Consider the following 22,311-nt stretch of genomic DNA (forward strand, 5'->3'; position numbering starts at 1 on the left):
GCCGCCCCCCCCCCCCCCCCCGCGCCCGCCCCCCCCCCCCCCCCCCCCCCGGCCTCTGACAGGTTCCGTGCGCGCCAGCCACGGAAAAGAAAAAAGAAAATCAAAAGCAACAGCCGGGGGTGAGGCAGAATCGGGGTTTCGGCTGGAGGTCTGCCTGTGCAACCGATCGAGAGTGAACGCCTGCGCCTGCGCCGCATCGAGCCCGACCGCGACGCGGCGTCGATGCTGACCCTGCTCAACGATCCCGGCTTCCTGCGCTTCATCGGCGACCGCAACGTGCGCAGCGAGGAACAGGCGCGCGAGTACATCGCGCTGCGCGTGCTGCACAGCTATGCGTTGAACGGGTTCGGCATGTACGCCATCGAGCGCCTGTCCGACGGCGCTTGGCTGGGCAACGCCGGGCTGGTGCGGCGCGATGGCCTGCCGGGGCCGGACATCGGCTATGCCGTGCTGTCGGAATTTACCGGGCAGGGGTATGCCGGTGAGGCGGCGCGGGCAGTGTTCGCGCACGCCCGTGGCGCGCTGGGCCTGCAGGATCTGTATGGCATTACTGATCTGGACAACGTGGTGTCCGGGAAGATCCTGCTGGGCCTGGGCATGCAGGAGCGCGGGGTGATCCAGCTGCCGGGCGTGGACAGCCCGAGCCGCTTGTATGCCACGCCGGGTGCGGCAGAGGTCGGGTAGTGCCGGCAGCTGGCCGGCAACTCGAGGTGGCGATGGGGTCAGAGCCCGCACTGCGGGATCCGACCCCGGTGGGCTGATCGTGGTGGGTGCCGACCGTTGGTCGGCACCCACCCTTCAGCCCCGCAGTTCCGCCAGCTGTGCCTGCAGCTCGGCCACGGCCGCTTCCAGTTGGGCCACGCGCTCGGCCAGGCCGGGGTCGGCTGCGTCGCTGCCACCGCCGCTGCTGGCGTACCTGGCCGCCAGCGCCGCGCCATCCACTTCACCGCACAGCAGGTGCATGTAGCGGTCCTCGCGCTGGCCGCTGGCACGCGGCAGCACCATCAGCAGCGCGCGCTGCTGCAGGCGCTCGATGGCGTGCCGGGCCTCGTCGGTATCGGCGAAACGGTGCAGGCGCTCGCTGCGCGAGACCAGTTCGCCCAACGTCTGTGGCCCACGCAGCAACAGCATCGCCAGCAGCACGGTCTGCTGCCGGGTCAGGTCCAGCGCGGCCTGCAGCCGGTGTTCGTAGCGGTCGGCACGCGAGGAGAAGTGCTGGCGGGCCAGCCCCAGCGTCTCCAGCTGGCGCAGGGCGTGCTGCACGCTGCCGGCATCGACGTTCATCACCGGCTCGCGGGCGGTCTTCTGGTTGGCCGCCGACTGGGCCGCGTTGACCGTCAGCGGATAGGTATCCGGGGTGGTCGCCTCCTTCTCCACCAGGCAGCCCAGCAGGCGGGCCTGCACGGCATCGAGCAGGGGGACGTCGGGAGTCTGGACGGAATCGGTCATGGCGGCCTCCGGAGGGGCAACGGGTCAACCACCAAGCATAGCCGTCCCAGGGCCGCCTTTGCCGGTAAAATGCGCCGGTATATCTGATTGCCGGTGAATCCATGCGTCGTCCCGTTTCCCTGTCTGTGACCCTGCTCGCCACCGCGGTGCTGGGCCTGTCCGCCTGCAAGCGCGTGGAGGCGCCTGCCGCTGAAGCCGCTGCCCCGCAGGCTCCGGCCGCTGCCGCCAAGGCCGATGGCGCACCCGATGCGATCGCCAACGACAATCTCAACGCCGTGCTGTGGATGCAGCGCGCGCAGGAGTACAAGGCGATCACCGAGCAGACCTACCGCGCCGCCGCCGACCACCTGGATGTGGCGCTGAAGGAAGCCCACTGGGATGCGCTGGTACCGGAGGAGCGCGGCAACGAGGCCAAGGGCCTGAAGCCGGCAGTGGTGCTGGACGTGGACGAGACCGTGCTGGACAACTCGCCCTACCAGGCGCGCCTGGTGCGCGATGGCAAGGAATACGATGAACTGAGCTGGGACCAGTGGGTGGCCGAAAAGAAGGCCAAGGCCATTCCCGGCGTGGTCGATTTCGCCAAGGCCGCCAATGCCAAGGGCGTGACCCTGCTGTACATCTCCAACCGCGCCGTGCACCTGAAGGATGCCACCCTGGCCAACCTGCGCGAGCAGGGCCTGCCGGTGGCCGATGACAGCGTGTTCCTGGGCCTGGGCACCGTCGTTGAAGGCTGCGAGCAGGCCGGCAGCGAGAAGAACTGCCGCCGTCGCCTGGCCGGGCAGAAGTACCGCGTGCTGATGCAGTTCGGCGACCAGCTGGGCGACTTCGTGGAAGTGACCGCCAACACCAATGAAGGCCGTGATGCGCTGCTGCAGCAGTACCACGACTGGTTCGGCGAACGCTGGTGGATGCTGCCGAACCCGACCTACGGCGGCTTCGAGCCGGCCCAGTTCAACAACGACTACAGCCAGTCGCGCCAGGCCCGTCATGACGCCAAGCGCGCCGCGCTGGACTACGCACCGTGAGCCGCGCACCGCTGCCGCTGCGCGATGACGAGCGCCTGATCTTCGCGCTGGACGTGCCCGACCGTGTGCAGGCGCTGGAGTGGGTGGACCGTCTCGGCGACAGCGTGGCGTTCTACAAGATCGGCATGGAACTGCTGGCCTCCGGCGAGTACTTCCAGGTGCTCGATGAGCTGGCCCGCCGCGACAAGCGCGTGTTCGTCGACCTGAAGTTCTTCGACATCCCGGCCACCGCCGCGGCGGTGATCAAGCGCCTGTCGCAGTGGCCGGTCAGCTACGCCACCATCCATGGCTGGCACCCGGCCATGATGGAGGCCTGCGCGGCCACCAACAGCGGCGACATGCGCCTGCTGGCGGTGACCGTGCTGACCTCGATGGGCCGCCAGGACCTGGCGCAGATGGGCATCGACCGCGAACCGGTCGACGTGGTGGTCGAGCGCGCGCTGGCCGCCCAGGCCGCCGGCATCGATGGCGTGATCGCCTCGGGCCAGGAAGCGGGGCCGATCCGTGCCGCCACGGGCGCAGGCTTCTCGATCGTCTGCCCGGGCATCCGTCCGGGTGGCCCGGTCGGCGACGACCAGAAGCGCACCGTTGGCGTGGCCCAGGCCTTCGCCGATGGCGCTGACGCCATTGTGGTGGGCCGCCCGATCCGCCTGGCGACCGACCCGCAGGCCGCAGCACGGGCGATCCAGCAGGAAATCGCGTCGGCGCTGGCTGCGCGCTGAGATCCCGCGGCCAGGGTTGCGGGCTCGAACGCCATCCTGCCCCGCGCAGGATGGCGTTTCTGCATCTGCCAAGCAGTGGTTGTGCCCGAATCGCCGCAAAACCTGCCGTAGATTTCATGGGAGCGTGATGGCGGGAATCACATTCCAATTAAATCAATGGTTTATTCCAAGTTACGTAAAGTGTTGCCTTAAGTTGAAGCGCAGCGTAGGATCGCCGCCATCCGGTCCTCGGGCCGGACATGTGCCACAACACTGTCCACCGGCCTTGTTGCCGGCTTGAAGAGCCTGTGATCCCCGTGATCCGGCTCTTTTTTTATGCGCGGGGCCCGGTCCGGGGTCAGATCCTTTCTGCCAAGGGCAGAAGGGATCTGACCCCAAGTTGCCCCCCGGCTTGCCGCTGTCACGTCGCAGGCCGCAAGATGCGGACCGGTCCGGGGAGTCCGAGTGCATGAGCGTAGCGGTGCGAGGAAGGTCTGCGCGTGGGTGGGGGCTGGCAGCCATGCTGCTGCTGGCGGTGGCTGCGTGCCGTGATTCAGCCGACGATCCGGCCAAGCCGGCAGCCGAGCCGGTCGCGGCGGTGCAGGCGATGGCGCTGCGCCTGGCCGAGGACGATCTGGTCGGCTACGCAAAGCTGTCGGTGCCGCCGAGCCAGTACCCGCGCCTGCAACAGGCCTGGACCGAAGGCCACAGCCAATGGCCGCTGACCGAACTGCCGCTGGGCGACCAGCTGCTGCCGATGCTGGCCGCACTGCGCAAACCCAATGCCAGCGCCGAACTGCAGCGCAGCTTCGATCGCCAGCTGGCCGGACAGGCCGGCGCCGTTCGCCAGGCCGCACAGTCGATGGGCAACTTCGGCGTGCAGTATCTGCGCCATCAGAAGGGCTACACACCGGGCCAGCAGGCGCATTACATCGCCCTCGTCGAAACCCTCGCCAGCTGGGCGCAGGGCGCACCCATCAGCGACCGTGCGCGTGCCCGCAGCACCATCGCCGCGCTGGTCGGCGCCGCCAACAAGGTCGGCTTCGGCGACGAGGCCGGCCTGCAGGCCGCGGGCATGGAAGGCAGCCTGGAGCAGCTGGCGCCGTTCATCCACACCCTCAAGGCGGTGCTCGGCAGTTACGGGCTGGGCGTGGACGACGCGTTGCGCAGCGTGCGCGGCGAACTGCTGTCGGTGGAAGGCGACAACGCGCTGGTACGCCTGCGCTACGTCCTCGCTGGTCGCGAGATGAGCCTGCAGTTGCCGCTGAGCCGGCGCGAAGGCCACTGGTACCTGACCCGAACCCTGGCCGACACCGACGCCCTGCTGCGCAAGGCCGATGCGGCCCGCGCCGCCGCCGCACCCGAACCGGTTGAAGCCCCCGCCGAGGGTGGGGAAGCGGCAATGCCACCGCCTAAGCCATAATGGCGCCGATGTCGAAACAGAACCCGCTGCCGTTCCCCGGCGAAGAATCCCAGTCGACGCCCGCCGATACGGTGCCGGCGTCCCCCTCGACCGGTACCGGCCCAAACCCGGTACCGCCGCCCGCGCATGCGCGTCCGGCCGGCCGCCGCCCGCTGTGGGCTCGCCTGCTGGGCCGCCTGGTCGAGCCGTGGCTGTCGCTGAAGATCGAGCCGGAAGACCCGGGCCAGTACAACGATGGCCGCCCGGTCATGTATGTGCTGGAAGACTACGGCCTGTCCAACGCGCTGATCCTGGACAAGGCCTGCCGCCAAGCTGGCCTGCCGTCGCCGCTGGTGCCGCTGGCCGGCGACCCCACCGGGCGCAAGCGTGCTTACCTGGCACTGTCGCGTCGCAGCTCCAGCAATTCGCTGATCCCCGAGCAGCGTGGTGCCAAGACCCATTCGGACTCGCTGGCCAAGGTCCTGCAGGCGCACCGCGTGCGTGAGGATCTGGATGTGCACCTGGTGCCGGTGTCGATCTTCGTCGGCCGCGCGCCGGACAAGCAGAGCGGCTGGTTCGCGGTGCTGTTCTCGGAAAACTGGGCGCTGGTCGGCCGCTTCCGCCGCCTGCTGGCGGTGCTGCTGAATGGCCGCAGCACCATCGTCCGCTTCGCACCGCCGATCTCGCTGCGCAACACCGTCGACGAAGGCCTGGAGCCGGAGCGCACGGTGCGCAAGCTGCAGCGCGTGCTGCGTACCCATTTCCGCCGCATCCGTGAATCGGTGATCGGCCCGGATCTGTCGACCCGGCGCCTGCTGGTGGACCAGGTACTGGCCGCCGAACCGGTACGCGAGGCGATCGCCGCGCAGGCCAAGCGCGACAATTCCAAGCCGGCCGATGCCTGGAAGAAGGCGCACACCTACGCCTGGGAAATCGCCGCGGACTACTCCAGCCCGGTGGTGCGGTCGGCCAGCTTCATGCTCAGCCACGTGTGGAACCGCATCTATGCGGGCGTGCTGGTGCACCATCTGGACAAGTTCAAGGCTGCCGCACCGGGCCACGAAGTGGTCTACGTGCCCAGCCACCGCAGCCACATGGACTATCTGTTGCTGTCCTACCTGCTGTACGACCGTGGCATCGTGCCGCCGCACATCGTGGCCGGCATCAACCTGAACCTGCCGGTGGTCGGCACCCTGCTGCGCAAGGGCGGTGCGTTCTTCATCCGCCGCTCGATCCGCGGCAACGCGCTGTACTCGGCCGTGCTCAGCGAGTACGTCGCGCAGCTGGTGGCCGGTGGCTACTCGCTGGAGTACTTCGTCGAAGGTGGCCGTTCGCGCACCGGCCGCCTGCTGCAGCCCAAGGGCGGCATGATCTCGATGACGCTGCGCGCGTTCCTGCGCCAGCCGCGCAAGCCGGTGCTGTTCCAGCCCATCTACATCGGCTACGAGAAGCTGATGGAGGGCGGCAGCTACCTGGACGAACTGTCCGGACGACCGAAGGAAAAGGAATCGATCTGGTCGCTGCTGTGGGGCATCCCCAAGGTGCTCAAGCAGAACTACGGCCAGGTGGTGGTGAACTTCGGCGAGCCGATCGCGCTGAACGACGTGCTGGCCGAGAAGGCCCCGGAGTGGAAGGGCGAGGCGGTCTCCGAGGACGAGAAGCCGGCGTGGCTGTCGACCACGGTGGATACGCTGGCCGAACGCATCCAGGTGCGCATCAATGGCGCCGCCGACGTCAACCCGATCAACCTGCTGGCGCTGGCGCTGCTGTCCACGCCGAAGCACGCGATGGGCGAGGCCGACCTGATCGCGCAGATCGAGCTGTGCAAGACCCTGCTGGTCGAGATGCCGTACTCGGATCGGGTGACGGTGACTCCGCACTCGCCGGAACGGATCATCGCCCACGCCGAGGAAATCAACGTCCTCACCCGCATCAAGCATCCGCTGGGCGACGTGCTCAGCGTCAGCGGCGATACCGCGGTGCTGCTGAGCTACTTCCGCAACAACGTGCTGCATTTGTTCACCGCCTCGTCGTGGGTGGCCTGCTGCTTCCAGAACAACCGCCGCATGAGCCGCACCGGCCTGGTCCAGCTGGGCCGCACGGTGTACCCGTTCCTGCAGGCCGAGCTGTTCCTGCCGTGGAGCGAAGACGAGTTCGCGCAGCGCATCGACCAGACCATCAACGTGTTCGTGCGCGAGGGCCTGCTGCAGAACGTCAACGACGACGACGGCGGCATCCTGGCGCGCAACACCGGGCAGACCGACGAGGTGTTCCGCCTGCGTGCGATCGGCCACTCGCTGCAGCAGGCGTTCGAGCGCTACTACATCGCCATCTCGGTGCTGGTGAAGAATGGCCCGGGCGTGCTGGGCGCGGCCGAGCTGGAAAGCCTGTGCCAGCAGGCGGCGCAGCGCTTGAGCCTGCTCTATGCACCGGCCGCGCCGGAGTTCTTCGACCGCACCCTGTTCCGTGGCTTCATCCAGAAGCTGCGCGAACTGCGCCTGGTGTGGCCGGACGAGAACAGCAAGCTGCTGTTCGACGAGCGCCTGGATGCCTGGGCCAAGGACGCCAAGTTCATCCTCGGCCGCGAACTGCGCCACACCATCGAACGGGTCAGCCCGGAAGCGGCCCGCCTGGACGAGCCCGCGCCACAGGATTGAAGGTAGCGCCGGGCCATGCGGTGGGTGCGGACCGTGGTCCGCACACCTCCCGTCTGTGCCAACCAGGGTTGGCACCCCCCAGGACCGGCGCTACGCCGGTTCGTCGGGAATCTGCAGGCTTTCCAGCTTGGCGATGCAGTCCTTCAACTGCAGCTTGCGCCGCTTCAGGCGCTTGGATTCCAGTTCGTCCTCGCCATTGGCGGCCATGCGGGTGATCTGTTCATCCAGCAGGCGATGCTCGGCGCGCAGGGCGGCGAGGCGTTCGACGATCTCGGCGGGGCTGTAGGTGTCCACGACCTCCGAGCATACACAGCGATGATGACTGCCGGGAGAGGGGAATCCCGACCCCCGGCCGGGGCGGCTCCGAGCCGTTAGAATGGAACCCATGAGTGCCGTGATTTCCCTTCCCGATCCCCTGCCGCGTTCCCAGCCGCGCGCCGCCCGCGATCCGCGGCTGGCCGAGCGCGAACAGCACAAGCTGGCCAAGCGCCTGCGCCGCCAGGTCGGCGAGGCGATCGCCGACTTCGGCATGATCGAGGCCGGTGACAAGGTGATGGTCTGCCTGTCCGGCGGCAAGGACAGTTACACCCTGCTGGACGTGCTGCTGCAGCTGCAGAAGAAGGCGCCGGTGCCGTTCGAGCTGGTGGCGGTGAACCTGGACCAGAAGCAGCCGGACTTCCCCGAGCATGTGCTGCCGGAGTACCTGGCCGGGCTGGGCGTGCCGTACCACATCATCGAGCAGGACACCTATTCGGTGGTCAGCCGGGTCATTCCGGAAGGCAAGACCATGTGTTCGCTGTGCTCGCGCCTGCGTCGTGGCGCGCTGTACAACTACGCCGAAACCCACGGTTTCACCAAGATCGCGCTGGGCCACCACCGCGACGACATGGTGGCCACGTTCTTCATGAACCTGTTCCACCACGCCAAGCTGTCGGGCATGCCGCCGAAGCTGCGCAGCGACGACGGCAAGCATGTGGTGATCCGGCCGCTGGCCTACGTGCGCGAGAGCGACATCGTCGACTACGCGCAGGCACGCCAGTTCCCGATCATTCCCTGCAACCTGTGCGGCAGCCAGGAGAACCTGCAGCGCCGCCAGGTCGGCCTGATGCTGAAGCAGTGGGAAAAGGACCACCCGGGCCGCATCGAGCAGATCGCGCGCGCCATGGGCGAAGTGCGGCCCTCGCAGCTGGCTGACACCACCCTGTTCGACTTCATGGCGCTGGGCCGTCGCGACGACGCGCCGCTGCCCGACGCCCATGCCTGGCTGGCCGGTTCCCCGGCCGACGCCGACGCAGATCCCGAGACGCCCGCCGTCTAAGGCCGGCCGCCCTTCCTCTTTGCCATCCGGAATTCCATGTTCTTTCGCAACCTGACGTTCTTCCGTTTCCCGACCACCACCGATTTTTCCGAAGTCGACACCCTGCTGCCGCACGCCCTGCTGAAGCCGGTGGGTGCGCTGGAAATGAACTCGCGCGGTTTCATTTCGCCGTTCGGCCGCGAGGAGAAGGAACTGCTCTCCCACCGCATCGCCGAGCACCTGTGGCTGACTGTGGGTGGCGAGGACAAGATCCTGCCGGCGGCGGTGGTCAACGACCTGCTCGAGCGCAAGCTGGAGGAGATCGAGGAGAAGGAAGGCCGCCGCCCGGGTGGCCGCGAACGCAAGCGCATGAAGGACGACCTGCTGCATGAACTGCTGCCGCGCGCCTTCGTGAAGTCTTCGCGCAACGACGCCTTCATCGACCTGCAGCACGGCTACGTGGCGGTGGACACCTCCAGCCGCAAGACCGGCGAGTACTTCATGTCCGACATCCGCGGCCTGCTCGGCAGCTTCCCGGCCATGCCGCTGAACGCCGAAGTCGCGCCGCGCTCGATCCTGACCGGCTGGATCGCCGGCGAGCCGCTGCCGACCGGGCTGAGCCTGGGCGAAGAGTGCGAGATGAAGGATCCGGTGGAAGGTGGCGCGGTGGTCAAGTGCCAGCACCAGGAGCTGCGTTGCGACGAGATCGACAAGCACCTGGACGCCGGCAAGCAGGTGACCAAGCTGGCACTGATCTTCGAGGACAACCTGTCCTTCGTGATCGGCGACGACCTGATCGTGCGCAAGCTGAAGTTCCTCGACGGTGCCCTGGACCAGCTGGAGCATGCCGACGAAGACGGCCGCCGCGCCGAGTTCGACGCCCGCTTCGCCCTGCAGAGCGCCGAGATCCGCCGCCTGTTCCTGTTGCTGGAAGAAGCCTTCAAGCTCAGCAAGGCCGACTGAACAGGCAGCCCGACGGCCGCCGGTCATCCGGCGGCCCGAAGCAGCGCTATGCTGGGCGCATGAGCCGTCTGCTGCGCCGCCTGATCAGCCCGACCCCGCCCGCCACCGTACAGCGCGACACCGTTCGCCTGCGGCTGGAGGATGCCGAGATCGAGGTGCTGCGCGTGCGTGATCCGCGTGCGCGGCGCATCAAGCTGAGCGTGGACGAACGCGGCGCGCGCCTGACGCTGCCGCCGCGGGCAAGCCTGGTGATGGGCGAACGTTTCCTGGAACAGCACCGCGACTGGCTGGCGCTGCAGCTGCGCCAGTACCAGGGCCAGGGCCTGCCGGCACCGCTGCAGCCGGGCGAGGACGGCGTGCTGCCCCTGCGCGGCGAACTGCTGCCGCTGCGCTGGCAGGAAGGCCGCTACGCGCGCCTGGAGATCGACGCGCACGGTGCCTGCGTGCAGTGGCCGACCCGTGGTGGGGACGCCACCCTGCGCCGCCTGCTGCGCGAGTTCTACGAAGCGCAGACCCGCGCCGACGTCGGCCGCTGGCTGCCGAAGTACCTGCCTACCCTGCCGCGCGCACCCAGCCGCCTGCGGCTGAAAGTGATGTCCTCGCAGTGGGGCTCGCTGGCGCCCGACGGCAGCATGGCACTGGACCTGGCCCTGGTGCTGGGCCGCTCCGACGCGTTCGAGTACGTGCTGGTGCACGAACTCTGCCACCTGATCCAGCCCAATCACTCACCCGCGTTCTGGCACGAAGTGGAGCAACGCTTCCCCGCCTGGCGCGAGCAGCGCGACTACTTCCAGCTGGAAGGGCGACGCCTCAAAGCGATGCTGCGCCAGCTTCTGTAACTTTAGAGCCGAGCCCACGCTCGGCTGCCGTTGAATGCAGCCGAGCATGGGCTCGGCGCTACAGAAGCGCGCACAGCGCGCGACCCGCTCCTGTTCTTCCTTCCTTCTTCCGTGGTGGGCACACCGGAAACTGTCCGTGGCCGGGTGGGGGGGGGTTGCGCAGGACGCCCAACCCCGGTCTTGCCGTGTGCGCAGGAAAGCGCACACGAGCAAGCGGCGACCGAGCTTACAAGGGTGAAGGCGCTTTGCTTGCGAAGCACTGCTTCGCAAGCGCCTGAACGAACAGCCGCCAGCGGCTGGGCCGGGCCCCGGAGGGGGACTTGCAGCGACCCCTGCGCAATCCACCCCACCCGGCCAAGCACGGCTTCTGATTTGAACGACCCACCACGAGGGGCTCAGCCGTTGGCCGAAACCCTCACCCCGCCCGCAACGCCGCCGCCGCCGCCCACCGCGCCGCCACCCGCGGCGCGGTAATGCACACCGCCTGGTCGGTCACCGTCGTCACCGCCCGCTCCAGCAGTTGGATATCCGCCTCATGCTGGCGCGCCACATGCGGGTCCTCGAAGAAGATCGCGCGCTGGCAGCGCCCTTCCAGCACGCGGTCTGCAATCTGCGCATCACCGCCCATCGGGCCGCTCTGGTAGCGCGTCACCCACGGCGTATCGCTGGGCCAGCCACGGCTCCAGGCCAGCTCGTTCAAACGTTGGCCGGTAGTACCGGTTGCCACCCGTTCACCGAACCGGGCCAGCACCTCGAAGTGCTCGTCGGCGAAGGCCAGCATCGCCGGCTTCATCGCGTCGTGCGCGATCAGCGCCAGCGTCTGCTCCTCGAATGCATGCAGGTCGTCAGCCCCGGCATCGGCGGCCAGGCGGGCGTGGATGCGTTCCACCTCGATCCAGTCGCGCGCAGTGGCCACGGTGGAGATGAACGGCTTGCCGTGGATCACGCACTGCCGCTTCAGCGCCGTGGCTTCCGGAAACACGGAGGACGGATCGACCGGATCGATCAGGTAGATCGCGCCATCCAGCGTCCGTTCCGGCCCCATGCCAACCACCTCGGCGACCAGCTTCATCAGGCCACCCTCGCGACCGTAGGGATAGCGATGCAGGCTCCCGTATCCGGCCAGGAAGCCCTGCCGCTCGATCGCGTCATGGGTGCGGCCGACCGCATGCAATGACACGCCCAGCTCGCGCAGGCCGGGTTCGCTGGCGCGCAGCCAGCGGAACAGGGCGGCGCGCGCGTCGTGGTGATGGAGACGGTTGGCGGCCAGGCCGATGCGCATCGAATGCTCCGCAGGTAGGGGTGAAAGCGGCAGTGTATGTCGGCATCTCCTCTACTTGCTGCTTTTACAACTTTCTTCATTGCTACCCGCACGCGCGTCGCTAGCGTGACAGGCAGCGGTACCGCAGCGCGGCCGTTCATTTCCGCCCGCGAAAAGAGGATGCCCATCGTGAACGTCGCTGGCATGCGTGCCGCCGCTGCGGTCATGGCCTGCGTGCTGTCGCCCATTACCGCCGCGGCTGCGGAGTGTGGGACGCCCCTGCGCATTGCCTGGCCCGCCGATCGCGCGCCCCTGTCTTCCAGTGAAGAGGGCGAGCCGAAAGGGCTCAGCGCGGAATACCTGGCGCTGCTGGGCGCACGACAGTTGCTGCAGCCCCAGCCATTGCCATCGGCCGCCGTCGCGGAAGGTGCGGTGCCCGCCGGCATCCAGGCCCTGCTGGGTTGGCCGCGCTCGCAGCTGCCGGCGGGCTGGGTGGCCAGTACCGCTTACCAGCAGCTGCCACAGGTGATCGTGCGCCGCCGCGATGCGCCGCCGATGCTGGGCCTGGAAGGGCTGCGCGGGAAGACCGTGGTCAGTCCCGACGCGGTGTCGCTGAGCGCAATGCTGGCCGAGCATGCGCCCGGTGCACAGCTGCTGCCGCCTGCGCCGATGGATGACGGATTGGCCCTGCTGGGAGCGGGCCTGGTCGATGCGGTGATCGCCAACCTCGGCGAGGCCGAGGCCGGCCTGCGCAGCTACCGGGGCACGCCGCTGGTGATCGCCGCGCCGGCGGGTATCGACGACGCGCTGGTGCTGGCCACCGTGCCGGCCTGTGCCGGTGTCGTCAGCGCGTTCGACCAGGCCATCTCGCAGCTTTCCGGCGCCGAGCATGAAGCGATCCGCAACGCGTGGCTGCCGGACCAGCCACGTCCCCAACCACCGCTGTCGCCGCTGCGCTGGCTGGTGTCGTCTTCGCTGATCCTGCTGGCGCTCGTACTGGTGTACGCCTTCGGCTACTGGCGCGTGCATCGCGAGAGTGAGCGTCGCCACGTGGCTGCGCAACGCCTGCAGGAGGTGACCTCGAACCTGCCAGCGGTGGTCTATCAAGCGCGTCGCTCTGCCACCGGCCACTACAGCTTTCCCCAGATCGCAGGCGATGTGCAGGCGCTGTTCGGAATCAGCGTGGAAACCGCCCTGATCGATCAACAGCGCCTGCTGGCAGCGGTTCATCCCGATGACCGCTCGCGGCTGATGGACACCGTCGACGCCGCTGCCCTGGCGCGGGGCCCGATCGACGTCACCTTCCGCACGCGTTCGCCACAGGGCTGGCGTTGGGTCCGCTCGCATGGACGGCCGCTGTCCCTGGACAGCAGCGACGTCGAGTGGAGTGGCTACTGGATCGACGTAAGCGAAGAGCAGTCGCGCACCCATGCGCTGGCCGAGGCACGTCGTGCGGCCGAGCAGGCAGCGCTGGCCAAGGCCCACTTCCTGGCAACCATGAGCCACGAGATCCGCACGCCGATGAGCACCCTGCTGGGCATGCTCGAGCGGCTGGATGGCAGCAGTCTGGATCATCGCCAGCAACAGGTGCTGGTGACCGTGGGTGATGCTGCCCAGATGTTGCGTCAGATCCTGGACGATGTGCTGCACACCCAACGGCTGCAGGCACTGCCGCTGCAGCTGCGGCCCACGAGCGTGGCTGCGCTGGTGCGCGCGGTGCAGCAGTTGTTGATGCCGGTGGCGGCCAGCCGGAGCCTGCATCTGCGGATCGAACTTGATCCGGAACTGCAGGCCGGATCGCTGGCCGACGGCCTGCGCCTGCGCCAGATCCTGTTCAACCTTGCCGGCAACGCGCTCAAGTTCACCGAGCAGGGCGGCGTGGACCTGCAGGTGCAGGTGCTGCAGCAGCGCGAGGGCGGCCAACGTCTTCGCCTGCAGGTAAGTGACAGCGGTGTGGGCATCAGTCCGGAACGCCAACAGGCGGTGTTCGCTGCCTACACCCAGGCCGAGGCATCGACAACGCGCCGTTTTGGCGGCAGTGGCCTGGGCTTGGCGATCTGCCGTGAACTGGCCGCATCGATGGAAGCGGAACTTTGCCTGCGCAGCACGCCAGGCAAGGGCACCACCGTGTGGCTGGAACTGGATCTGGACGCCTGTGAGTTGCCTGCGGAGGCGTTGCCGCTTCCGGTAGAGGCGGCGCGGCCACTGTCATCGGCCCGGGTGCTGTTGGCTGAAGATCATCCCACCAACCTGCATCTGCTGGAGCAGCGGCTGCATGATCTGGGACTGCAGGTGCACGCCTGCACCGATGGTCGCCAGGCCTTTGAGGCCTGGCAGGCGCGGGCGTTCGACCTGGTCATCACCGACTGCCATATGCCGCACATGGATGGCTTCGCCTTGGCACGGGCCATCCGCGCCGACGCCTGCACGGTTCGCGCGCAGGTCCCGATCATCGCACTCACGGCCAGCGTGCTGGACCGCACCCGCGAGGCCTGCCGCGAAGCAGGCATCGATCATTTTCTGGCCAAGCCGGTAGAGGCGCAGGAACTGCGTGGCTTGCTGGCCATGCTGCTGGTGCCGGAATCAACGCGCCAGTAGGCGGATGATGCTGGCGGCGGCGTCGCGGCCTTCGGCCACGGCGGTCACCACCAGGTCGGCGCCACGCACTGCGTCGCCACCGGCGAACAGGCGTGGGTGCGCGGTCTGGAAGGGCAGGCGGTCCTTGCCCCCGGCCACGATGCGGCCGTTGGACTGGCCTTCCACGCCGTGTTCGGCCAGCCAGGCCGGAACGGTCGGCGAGAAGCCGAAGGCGATGATCACCACGTCCGCCTCCAGCAGCGATTCACTGCCGTCGATCGGCACCGCGTTCTGGCGGCCGTTGGTATCCGGCTCGCCCAGTCGGGTCTCGACCACGGTCACTCCGATCACTTCGTCATCGGCACCGGCTTCGATCGACAGCGGCTGGCGGTTGAACAGGAAGCGCACGCCTTCCTCGCGCGCATTGGCGACCTCGCGCGCGCTGCCGGGCATGTTGGCCTCGTCCCGGCGATAGGCGCACGTCACCTTGGCCGCGCCCAGCCGGACCGCGCTGCGCACGCAGTCCATGCCGGTATCGCCACCGCCGAGCACCACCACGCGCTTGCCGTTGAGATCGGGCAGGGCGATGGTGTCCTCCCAGCCGGCGATCGGCCGGCCCTTCGGATCATCACCACCGACGATGCGGCTGTTCTGCACCAGGAACGGCAACGCCGGCAGCACGCCCTTCAGGTCCTGCCCGTCGAGTCCACCGTCGGTATAGCGGTAGGCGCCGGTACCGACGAACACCGCATCGTGGCTGTCCAGCAACTGCTGCACGCTGAGGTCACGGCCGATCTCCACGCCGAGGCGGAACTGCACGCCCATGCCCTCGAGCACTTGGCGGCGGCGATGGATCACGTCCTTGTCCAGCTTGAAGCTGGGGATGCCGAACTGCAGCAGGCCGCCGATCTGTTCATAGCGGTCGTAGACCACCGCGGCAATGCCGGCGCGCGCCAGGCGGTCGGCACAGGCCAGTCCGGCCGGCCCGGCGCCTATCACCGCCACGCTGTGGCCGCTCGGCTGCACCGCGCCCAGGTCCGGGCGCCAGCCCGTGGCCAGCGCCGTATCGACGATGTACTTCTCGACCGCACCAATGGTGACCGCGCCGAATTCCTCCAGCGTGCAGCTGCCTTCGCACAGCCGGTCCTGCGGGCAGACGCGGCCGCACACTTCCGGCAGCGGGTTGGTGCTGTGGCACAGCGTGGCCGCCTCGTGGATGCGGTTCTCCTGTACCAGCTGCAGCCACTGCGGAATGGCGTTGTGCACCGGGCACTTCCAGCTGCAGTACGGATTGCCGCAGTCCAGGCAGCGGCCGGCCTGGTACTGTGCGTCTTCCTTGCCGAACTTTCCGTACAGCTCACCCCAGTCGCCGGAGGTGCGCAGTTCCACCGGAATGCGCTGCGGCATGGTGCGGGGCAGGTCGAGGAACTGGAAGGCGTGCTTGCGGCTCATGGCGGGCTCTGTGTTGTTTTCCGGGGGCCGGCCAGCGACCGGCACTACCGTTATGCGGCGCGGCGCAGGGTTTCGGTCAGCGACTCGATGCTGGCGGCCTTGGGTTTGACCAGCCAGAACTTGCCGATGTAATCGCGGAACTCGTCCAGGATCTGCTGCGCCCAGATGCTGCCGGTCAGCTCGCGGTGGCGGCCGATCAGGCGGTGCAGGTGCTGGCGGTAGTTCTCGAAGCCCTCGGCGGAGACGCGATGGATGTCGATCAGCTCGTGGTTGTAGCGATCGACGAAATCGCGGTCGACGTCCAGCACGTAGGCCAGGCCACCGGTGAAGCCGGCACCGAAGTTCAGGCCGACCTTGCCCAGTACCAGTACCACGCCGTCGGTCATGTACTCGCAGCAGTGATCACCGGCACCCTCGACCACCGCCAGCGCGCCGGAGTTGCGCACCGCGAAGCGCTCGCCTGCGCGACCTGCGGCGAACAGCTCGCCGCCGGTGGCGCCATACAGGCAGGTGTTGCCGATGATGGCGGTGCTGCGCGCCTCAAAGCGGGCGCCACGCGGCGGGCGAACCACCAGGCGGCCACCGGCCATGCCCTTGCCGACGTAGTCGTTGGCTTCGCCTTCCACTTCCAGGTGCAGGCCGCCGACATTGAAGGCACCGAAGCTCTGCCCGGCGCTGCCACGGAAGCGGAGTTCCAGCGGTGCCTCGGCCATGCCCTGGTTGCCATGCGCGCGTGCCACTGCGCCAGCCAGGCGGGCGCCGATGCTGCGGTCGGTGTTGTGGATCAGGAAGCGGTGTTCGCCGCCGCGCTTGTGCTCGATGGCCGGCGCCAGCAGGCCGTCCATCTGCGTGGCCAGGCTGTCCGGTGATTCGTACAGGCGCTGGGCGGCACAGTGGCTGCCCTCGTAGCGGCTGTCGGCCAGCAGGCGCGACAGGTCCACGCGCACACCGTCGCGCGGTGCGGCCTCGATCTGCCGCAGCAGGTCGGTGCGGCCGACGATCTCTTCCAGCGAACGCGCGCCCAGGTACGACAGCCAGCCGCGTACTTCCTCGGCCAGCAGGCGGAAGAAGTTCTCCACACGCTCGGGCTGACCGGTGAAGTGGTTCTCGCGCAGGCGCTCATCCTGTGTGGCCACGCCGGTGGCGCAGTTGTTGAGGTGGCAGATGCGCAGGTACTTGCAGCCCAGCACGATCATCGGCGCGGTGCCGAAGCCGAAGCTGTCCGCGCCCAGCAGCGCGGCCTTGACCACGTCCAGGCCGGTCTTCAGGCCGCCGTCGGTCTGCAGCAGGGTGCGCCCGCGCAGGTCGTTGGCCAGCAGCGCCTGGTGCGCTTCGGCCACGCCCAGTTCCCACGGCACGCCGGCATAGCGGATCGAGCTGATCGGCGAGGCACCGGTACCGCCGTCGTGGCCGGAAATGGTGATCAGGTCCGCGCCGGCCTTGACCACACCGGCGGCGATCGTACCCACACCGGCATGGCTGACCAGCTTCACCGACACCAGCGCGGTCGGGTTGACCTGCTTGAGGTCGTAGATCAGCTGGGCCAGGTCTTCGATCGAATAGATGTCGTGGTGCGGCGGCGGCGAGATCAGGCCGATGCCCGGGCGCGCATAGCGCAGGCGTGCGATCAACTCGTTGACCTTGTGACCCGGCAGCTGGCCGCCCTCGCCGGGCTTGGCACCCTGCGCGACCTTGATCTGCAGCACTTCGGCATTGACCAGGTATTCGGCGGTGACACCGAAGCGGCCGGAGGCCACCTGCTTGATCTTGCTGCGCCGCTGCGTGCCGTAGCGTGCGGGATCTTCGCCACCTTCGCCGGAATTGCTGCGGCCGCCGAGGCGGTTCATGGCAATGGCCAGCGCTTCGTGCGCTTCGGGCGATAGGGCGCCCAGGCTGATCGCCGCGGTATCGAAGCGCGGGAACAGAGCACTGGCAGGCGCCACTTCATCCAGCGGCACGGGCGTGGCCGCCGGCACCAGTTCCAGCAGGTCTCGCAGCGCCGACGGCGGCCGCGCATGCACGGCATCGCAGTACTGCTGCCACGCACGCGGGTCACCGCTGCGCGCCGCGCGCTGCAGGGTGGTCACCACGTCCGGGTTGTACATGTGGTACTCGCCGCCGTGCACGTACTTCAGCAGACCGCCAACATCCACGTCCTGCTGCGCGTCCCAGGCCTGCGCGCGCAGCTCGCGCGCGTCCGCGTCCAGGCGGGCGAAGCCGGCGCCGCCGATGCGCGACGCCGTATCCGGGAAGCACAGGTCCACGACCTCCGGCTCCAGGCCGATGATCTCGAACAGCTGCGCACCGCGGTAGCTGGCCACGGTACAGATGCCCATCTTCGAGATGATCTTCGACAGGCCCTTGTAGACACCCTTGCGGTAGCGGCGGCCGATCTGCGATTGCTCACCGCCCTTGCTCAGCTTGAGGATGCCGCGGCGGCCCAGGTCGAACAGGGTCTGGTAGGCCAGATACGGATACACCGCGGTGGCACCGAAGCCGAGCAGGCAGGCCATGTGGTGCGGGTCGCGCGCGGTGCCGGTCTCGACGATCAGGTTGACGTCGCAGCGCAGGCCCAGGCGCGAGAGGTGGTGATGGATGGCGCTGGTGGCAAGCAGCGCATGCACCATCGGCCGCGCGGCCACCGGGTAGCGGTCGGACAGCAACAGCATCACCATGCCATCGCGTGCGGCCTGCTCGGCCTCGGCGCAGATACGCTCGATACCGGCGCGCAGGCCTTCGTCTTCGCTGTAGGACAGATCAAGCAGGCGGTTGGCCTGCACGTACTGGTCCATCTTCAGCAGCTGGCGCAGCTTGCGCTGGCTCAGTACCGGCGAATTGAGGATGACGTGGTTCACCGTCTCCGGACCGGCATGGAAGATGTTGGTCTCCTTGCCGAGCTGGGTGGACAGGGACATCGCGCAGTCTTCGCGCAGCGGGTCGATCGGCGGGTTGGTGACCTGCGCGAAGGCCTGGCGGAAGTAGTCGTACAGCGGACGGCTGCGTTGGCTGAGGACGGCCATCGGCGTGTCATCACCCATCGAGCCGGTGGCTTCCTGCTCGGTCTCGGCCAGCGGACGCAGCACCTGCTCCACTTCCTCGCTGCTGAGCTGGTAAAGCTTGTGGTAGCTGCGCAGGGTGCCTTCGTCGAAGGGCTCTTCCACCAGCGACGGGTCGATCAGTTCGGTCTGCAGGTAGGTCACGCCCTGCTGCAGCCATTGCTTGTACGGCGCGCGGCCACGGTTGATGCGGTCCACCGCGTCCGAGTCAAGCAGATCGCCGCGCTTGAGGTCGATGGCCACCATCTCGCCGGGCCCGAGCTTGCCCTTGCGCACCACGCGTTCGGTCGGCACTTCCCACACGCCGGCTTCGGAGGCGACCAGGAAGTGGCGGTCGGCGGTCAGCATCCAGCGCGCCGGGCGCAGGCCATTGCGGTCCAGCGTACACACGGCGTAGCGGCTGTCGCAGGCGACGATGCCGGCCGGGCCGTCCCACGGCTCGCTGTTCAGGCCGTGAAACTCGTAGAAGGCCGCCAGGTCCGGGTCCTTGAATTCCAGCGACTGGGTAGCCGGCGGTACCAGGATGCGCAGCGCCTGGATCAGCTCCATGCCACCGGCGACCATCAGTTCCAGCATGTTGTCCAGGCTCTGCGAATCCGAACCGTGCATGGAGATGACCGGATCGAACTCGGCGATGTCGAAGCGCGGTGTCTTCCACACCTTGCTGCGCGCCTGCGCCCAGCGCCGGTTGCCTTCGATGGTGTTGATCTCGCCGTTGTGGGCGAGCATGCGGAACGGGTGGGCCAGCGGCCAGCGCGGCAGCGTATTGGTGGAGAAGCGCTGGTGGAACACGATCGCGCTGGAGGCCAGTTCGCGGCGCTGCAGGTCCGGATAGAAGCGGCTGAGCTTGTCCGGCAGCACCATGCCCTTGTAGCTGATCGCATCCGGGGTGAGGGTGGTGACGTAGAAGTCGGCGTGTTCGCGCAGCTGCTGCTCGCTGCGGCGACGGGCCAGGAACAGCGCCAGCGCGAAGCCGGCATCATCCTGGCCGACGCCGGCGTCGACGAACACCTGTTCGATGCGCGGCAGCGTGTCGCGCGCCAGCTGGCCGCAGACGCTGTCGTCGGTGGGTACCTCGCGCCAGCCGGCAACCTTGCAGCCCACCGCTTCCACCTGCGCCTGCAGCTGCGCGCGGCAGGCCTGGGCCGCGCCGGCATCGTGCGGCAGGAACACCAGGCCGGCAGCGAAGCGCGCGGTGGTGGCGATGCCGGCCTCGCTGGCCAGCAGTTTCAGGAACGCATCGGGGCGGCGCAGCAGCAGGCCGCAGCCATCGCCGGTCAGGCCGTCGGCGGCCACGCCACCACGGTGGGTCATGCGCGAAAGCGCGGCGATGGCGGTATCAACCAACAGGCGCGATGGTTGATCGTCGAGCTGGGCGACCATGCCAAATCCACAGGCATCGCGCTCGGAGCGCGGGTCGTAAAGCCCTTGGCGGTTGCGGGGGGCCATCTCTACCTCGATGCGTATAGGGTTGGCGGCGACACTCGTCCCCGCTCATTCCCTGGAGCGCATCGTGAGGCCACCGGATGCCTCGACTAGATCACAGGTTGCTGCAACGCCGCAATACACGGTTGCAGGTGCAACGGAAAGCGCCGGCAACCCAGTGCCGGCGCGGGGCCGGACTCAGCCGCAGCGCGTGCCGCTGACCGCGCCCTTGTCGTCCACTTCGATGTTCAGGCGGTCGCCGAGGAACTCCATCGTGGCCACATCATTGGGCTTGAGCACACGCACCTGGCTGGCCCCGGCATCTTCCTGCGCCTGCTTACCGAGGGCATCGGTGTAGGCCTGGCCGACCAGGCTCTGCACCTGGCTGGCATCGCAGGTGCCGACGGGCGGTGCCTCGGTGGCCTTGCCGGCGTCGTCGGCCGGTGCCTTGGCGGCTTCGGCGGCCTGCTGGGCGTGGGCCGTAGCCGAATCCTGTTCATCCAGCGCCGGTGCCTGGCAGGCGGTCAGGGCCAGCACGGCCGGCAGCAACAGGACGGAGAGCGAACGGGCGCGAATCGGAAACGACATCATGACTCCGGAAGGGGTTGTGAAAGCCCGAGCATAGCGGCGAACCGACCCTCACGTGTTTGTCTTGTGTTATCGACAGGATCACTGCGCCGCACCAGTGACACTGCCGGGCATGCCAACACCCCCCACTCCGGAACAACAGGCCGCGCGCGCTGCGGGCCTGCGCTATGTTGATGACACCCAGCCCGGCATCAGCCGCCGCCGCGCCGGCAAGGGGTTCAGCTACCGCGATGCCGACGGCCACGCGCTGCGCGATGCCACCACCCTGCAACGCATCCGTGCGCTGGCGATTCCGCCGGCCTACACCGCAGTGTGGATCTGCGCCCATGCCAACGGCCACCTGCAGGCGACCGGCCGCGATGCGCGCGGGCGCAAGCAGTACCGCTACCACCCCGACTGGGCCGCAGTGCGCGACGCCGGCAAGTTCGACCGGGTGATCGCCTTTGGCGAAGCACTGCCTGCGCTGCGGCGCCGGCTTGGCCGCGATCTCAAGCGCAGCGGCTTCCCGCGCGAAAAGGTGCTGGCGGTGGTGGTCGCGCTGCTGGCCGACACCCTGGTGCGGGTAGGCAATGAAACGTATGCCAGGGAAAACAAATCCTTTGGCCTGACCACGCTGCGCAACCGGCACCTGGACCTGCTGCGCGGCGGGCGCGTGCGCATGCGCTTCCGCGGTAAATCCGGGCAGCTGCATGAAGTAACGGTCGGTGACCGCCGGCTGGGCACGCTGGTGCGCGGTGTGCAGCAGTTGCCGGGCCAGGCGCTGTTCCAGTACCGCGACGACGACGGTGTCATCCAGCCGGTCGATTCCGGTGCGGTCAACGATTACCTGCGCGAGGTGATGGGAGAGGACTTCACCGCCAAGGATTTCCGCACCTGGGGCGGCACCCTGGCCGCGGTACAGGCGTTCGCAGCCACCGAACTGCCCGAACCGGCCAGCCAGCGCGCGCTGGCCAAGGTGCAGCGCGAGGTGGTGTGCAAGGTGGCGGCCCAGTTGGGCAATACGCCTGCGGTGTGCCGCAAGGCCTATATCGACCCTTGCGTGTTCGCCGGCTGGGAGCGCGGCGAACTGGCGAAACTGGCCGGCCTGCGTGGGCCGCGCCAATGGGAACAGGCGACGCTGAAGGTACTGCGCCGCGCGCGGCGGCTGGCCAAGCGCAGCGCCACGACGTAGCGTCGAGCTTGCTCGACGGCTATTAGCCGCAATAAATGGCCGTGATGTTGTTGGTACGGCCCTTCTCGATGGTCAGGCGGTCACCGCCTTCGTGCGCCGGTGGCACCCGCGGGCCGTCATGACGCAGCACCTGCACGTGCAGGCTGTCGCTGTCCACGCGCGCGCGTTCAACGGTGGCGGCCGAAGCGGCCAGGCCGAGCGCACCGCGCACCATGTCGCTGTGGCACTGGCCGGAAATCACCCCGTCGATCGGCTGCACCTGGGCCATCGGCGTGCTGCTGCAGGCAGCGAGGGCAAGGCTGAGAGCGGTGGCGGCGATGGCAGCTTTCATGGAGGCGTTCCTCGCGTGGTTGCGTGCAAGGGTGCGACGGCGCGCGTGGTGGCGGAATGAATGCCGTGCACATGCTGGACACGGTGCGCTCACTGCCGCCGACAGCGCGGTCAGGGA

Annotated in this window: 17 protein-coding genes; 10 read left to right on the forward strand and 7 right to left on the reverse strand. The window is 68.3% G+C overall.

Annotated features, from left to right (window positions below; translation table 11 throughout):
* The first annotated feature begins 156 nt into the window (after positions 1-156).
* The gene (locus V3B41_RS09150; RefSeq protein ID WP_329860786.1) at positions 157-684 is read left to right on the forward strand and encodes a GNAT family N-acetyltransferase; all 528 of its coding nucleotides are present in this window, start codon (positions 157-159) and stop codon (positions 682-684) included.
* A gap of 114 nt (positions 685-798) precedes the next feature.
* Here V3B41_RS09150 and V3B41_RS09155 read toward each other — a convergent pair whose 3' ends face one another.
* Complete coding sequence (locus V3B41_RS09155; RefSeq protein ID WP_295548574.1) at positions 799-1,449, reverse strand: DUF480 domain-containing protein; 651 nt, start codon at positions 1,447-1,449, stop codon at positions 799-801.
* Positions 1,450-1,550: 101 nt separating this feature from the next.
* Here V3B41_RS09155 and V3B41_RS09160 point away from each other — a divergent pair, with 101 nt between their 5' ends.
* The 4 genes from V3B41_RS09160 (at position 1,551) to plsB (ending at position 7,234) form a co-directional block, all read left to right on the forward strand.
* Entirely contained in the window at positions 1,551-2,474 is a 924-nt protein-coding gene (locus V3B41_RS09160) for a 5'-nucleotidase, lipoprotein e(P4) family (RefSeq protein WP_049430918.1), read from the forward strand.
* Entirely contained in the window at positions 2,471-3,196 is a 726-nt protein-coding gene (gene pyrF, locus V3B41_RS09165) for an orotidine-5'-phosphate decarboxylase (protein WP_049430916.1), read from the forward strand. The genes V3B41_RS09160 and pyrF overlap by 4 nt, the downstream gene beginning before the upstream one ends.
* Positions 3,197-3,644: 448 nt before the next feature.
* The gene (locus tag V3B41_RS09170; protein ID WP_329860790.1) at positions 3,645-4,598 is read left to right on the forward strand and encodes a hypothetical protein; all 954 of its coding nucleotides are present in this window, start codon (positions 3,645-3,647) and stop codon (positions 4,596-4,598) included.
* Positions 4,598-7,234 carry a glycerol-3-phosphate 1-O-acyltransferase PlsB gene (plsB, locus tag V3B41_RS09175; protein ID WP_049430913.1) on the forward strand — a complete coding sequence of 879 codons (2,637 nt, stop codon included), beginning with the start codon at positions 4,598-4,600 and terminating at the stop codon, positions 7,232-7,234. The genes V3B41_RS09170 and plsB overlap by 1 nt, the downstream gene beginning before the upstream one ends.
* A gap of 90 nt (positions 7,235-7,324) precedes the next feature.
* On the opposite strand, the gene V3B41_RS09180 is transcribed toward plsB, so the two are convergent.
* Positions 7,325-7,528 (reverse strand): YdcH family protein, encoded by a 204-nt coding sequence (locus V3B41_RS09180; RefSeq protein WP_049430910.1) that lies wholly within the window; start codon positions 7,526-7,528, stop codon positions 7,325-7,327.
* Positions 7,529-7,619: 91 nt separating this feature from the next.
* Here V3B41_RS09180 and ttcA point away from each other — a divergent pair, with 91 nt between their 5' ends.
* Genes ttcA through V3B41_RS09195 form a run of 3 tightly spaced genes read left to right on the forward strand, consistent with a single transcriptional unit; the run spans position 7,620 to position 10,333 of the window.
* Positions 7,620-8,552: a tRNA 2-thiocytidine(32) synthetase TtcA gene (gene ttcA, locus V3B41_RS09185; RefSeq protein WP_180849206.1), complete on the forward strand. Its 933-nt coding sequence runs from the start codon at positions 7,620-7,622 to the stop codon at positions 8,550-8,552.
* Positions 8,553-8,588: 36 nt separating this feature from the next.
* Positions 8,589-9,494 (forward strand): recombination-associated protein RdgC, encoded by a 906-nt coding sequence (locus V3B41_RS09190; RefSeq protein WP_005411825.1) that lies wholly within the window; start codon positions 8,589-8,591, stop codon positions 9,492-9,494.
* A gap of 59 nt (positions 9,495-9,553) precedes the next feature.
* The gene (locus V3B41_RS09195; protein WP_049430906.1) at positions 9,554-10,333 is read left to right on the forward strand and encodes a SprT family zinc-dependent metalloprotease; all 780 of its coding nucleotides are present in this window, start codon (positions 9,554-9,556) and stop codon (positions 10,331-10,333) included.
* Between the two features lie 415 nt (positions 10,334-10,748).
* Here the strand turns inward: V3B41_RS09195 and V3B41_RS09200 are convergent, their stop codons facing one another.
* Complete coding sequence (locus V3B41_RS09200) at positions 10,749-11,615, reverse strand: methylglyoxal synthase (protein WP_197633666.1); 867 nt, start codon at positions 11,613-11,615, stop codon at positions 10,749-10,751.
* A 168-nt stretch (positions 11,616-11,783) separates the two neighbouring features.
* Here V3B41_RS09200 and V3B41_RS09205 point away from each other — a divergent pair, with 168 nt between their 5' ends.
* Positions 11,784-14,192 (forward strand): ATP-binding protein, encoded by a 2,409-nt coding sequence (locus V3B41_RS09205; RefSeq protein ID WP_049430931.1) that lies wholly within the window; start codon positions 11,784-11,786, stop codon positions 14,190-14,192.
* On the opposite strand, the gene V3B41_RS09210 is transcribed toward V3B41_RS09205, so the two are convergent.
* The 3 genes from V3B41_RS09210 to V3B41_RS09220 all read right to left on the reverse strand — a co-directional run bounded on the left by V3B41_RS09210 (position 14,178) and on the right by V3B41_RS09220 (position 20,692).
* Complete coding sequence (locus V3B41_RS09210) at positions 14,178-15,623, reverse strand: FAD-dependent oxidoreductase (RefSeq protein WP_049430900.1); 1,446 nt, start codon at positions 15,621-15,623, stop codon at positions 14,178-14,180. The two genes, V3B41_RS09205 and V3B41_RS09210, sit on opposite strands and share 15 nt — an antisense overlap.
* 50 nt (positions 15,624-15,673) lie before the next feature.
* Positions 15,674-20,128, reverse strand: a complete 4,455-nt coding sequence (gltB, locus tag V3B41_RS09215; RefSeq protein ID WP_295548566.1) for a glutamate synthase large subunit — start codon at positions 20,126-20,128, stop codon at positions 15,674-15,676.
* Positions 20,129-20,302: 174 nt separating this feature from the next.
* A complete protein-coding gene (locus tag V3B41_RS09220) occupies positions 20,303-20,692 on the reverse strand; it encodes an I78 family peptidase inhibitor (protein ID WP_049430928.1) in 390 nt (129 codons plus the stop codon).
* Between the two features lie 112 nt (positions 20,693-20,804).
* Between V3B41_RS09220 and V3B41_RS09225 the strand changes: the two genes are divergently transcribed.
* Entirely contained in the window at positions 20,805-21,863 is a 1,059-nt protein-coding gene (locus tag V3B41_RS09225; protein ID WP_049430896.1) for a DNA topoisomerase IB, read from the forward strand.
* Between the two features lie 22 nt (positions 21,864-21,885).
* On the opposite strand, the gene V3B41_RS09230 is transcribed toward V3B41_RS09225, so the two are convergent.
* Positions 21,886-22,194, reverse strand: a complete 309-nt coding sequence (locus V3B41_RS09230; RefSeq protein WP_049430894.1) for a hypothetical protein — start codon at positions 22,192-22,194, stop codon at positions 21,886-21,888.
* Positions 22,195-22,311 lie beyond the last annotated feature (117 nt).

The sequence above is a fragment of the Stenotrophomonas sp. SMYL89 genome, assembly GCF_036319985.1.
Lineage (GTDB): Bacteria > Pseudomonadota > Gammaproteobacteria > Xanthomonadales > Xanthomonadaceae > Stenotrophomonas > Stenotrophomonas maltophilia_Q.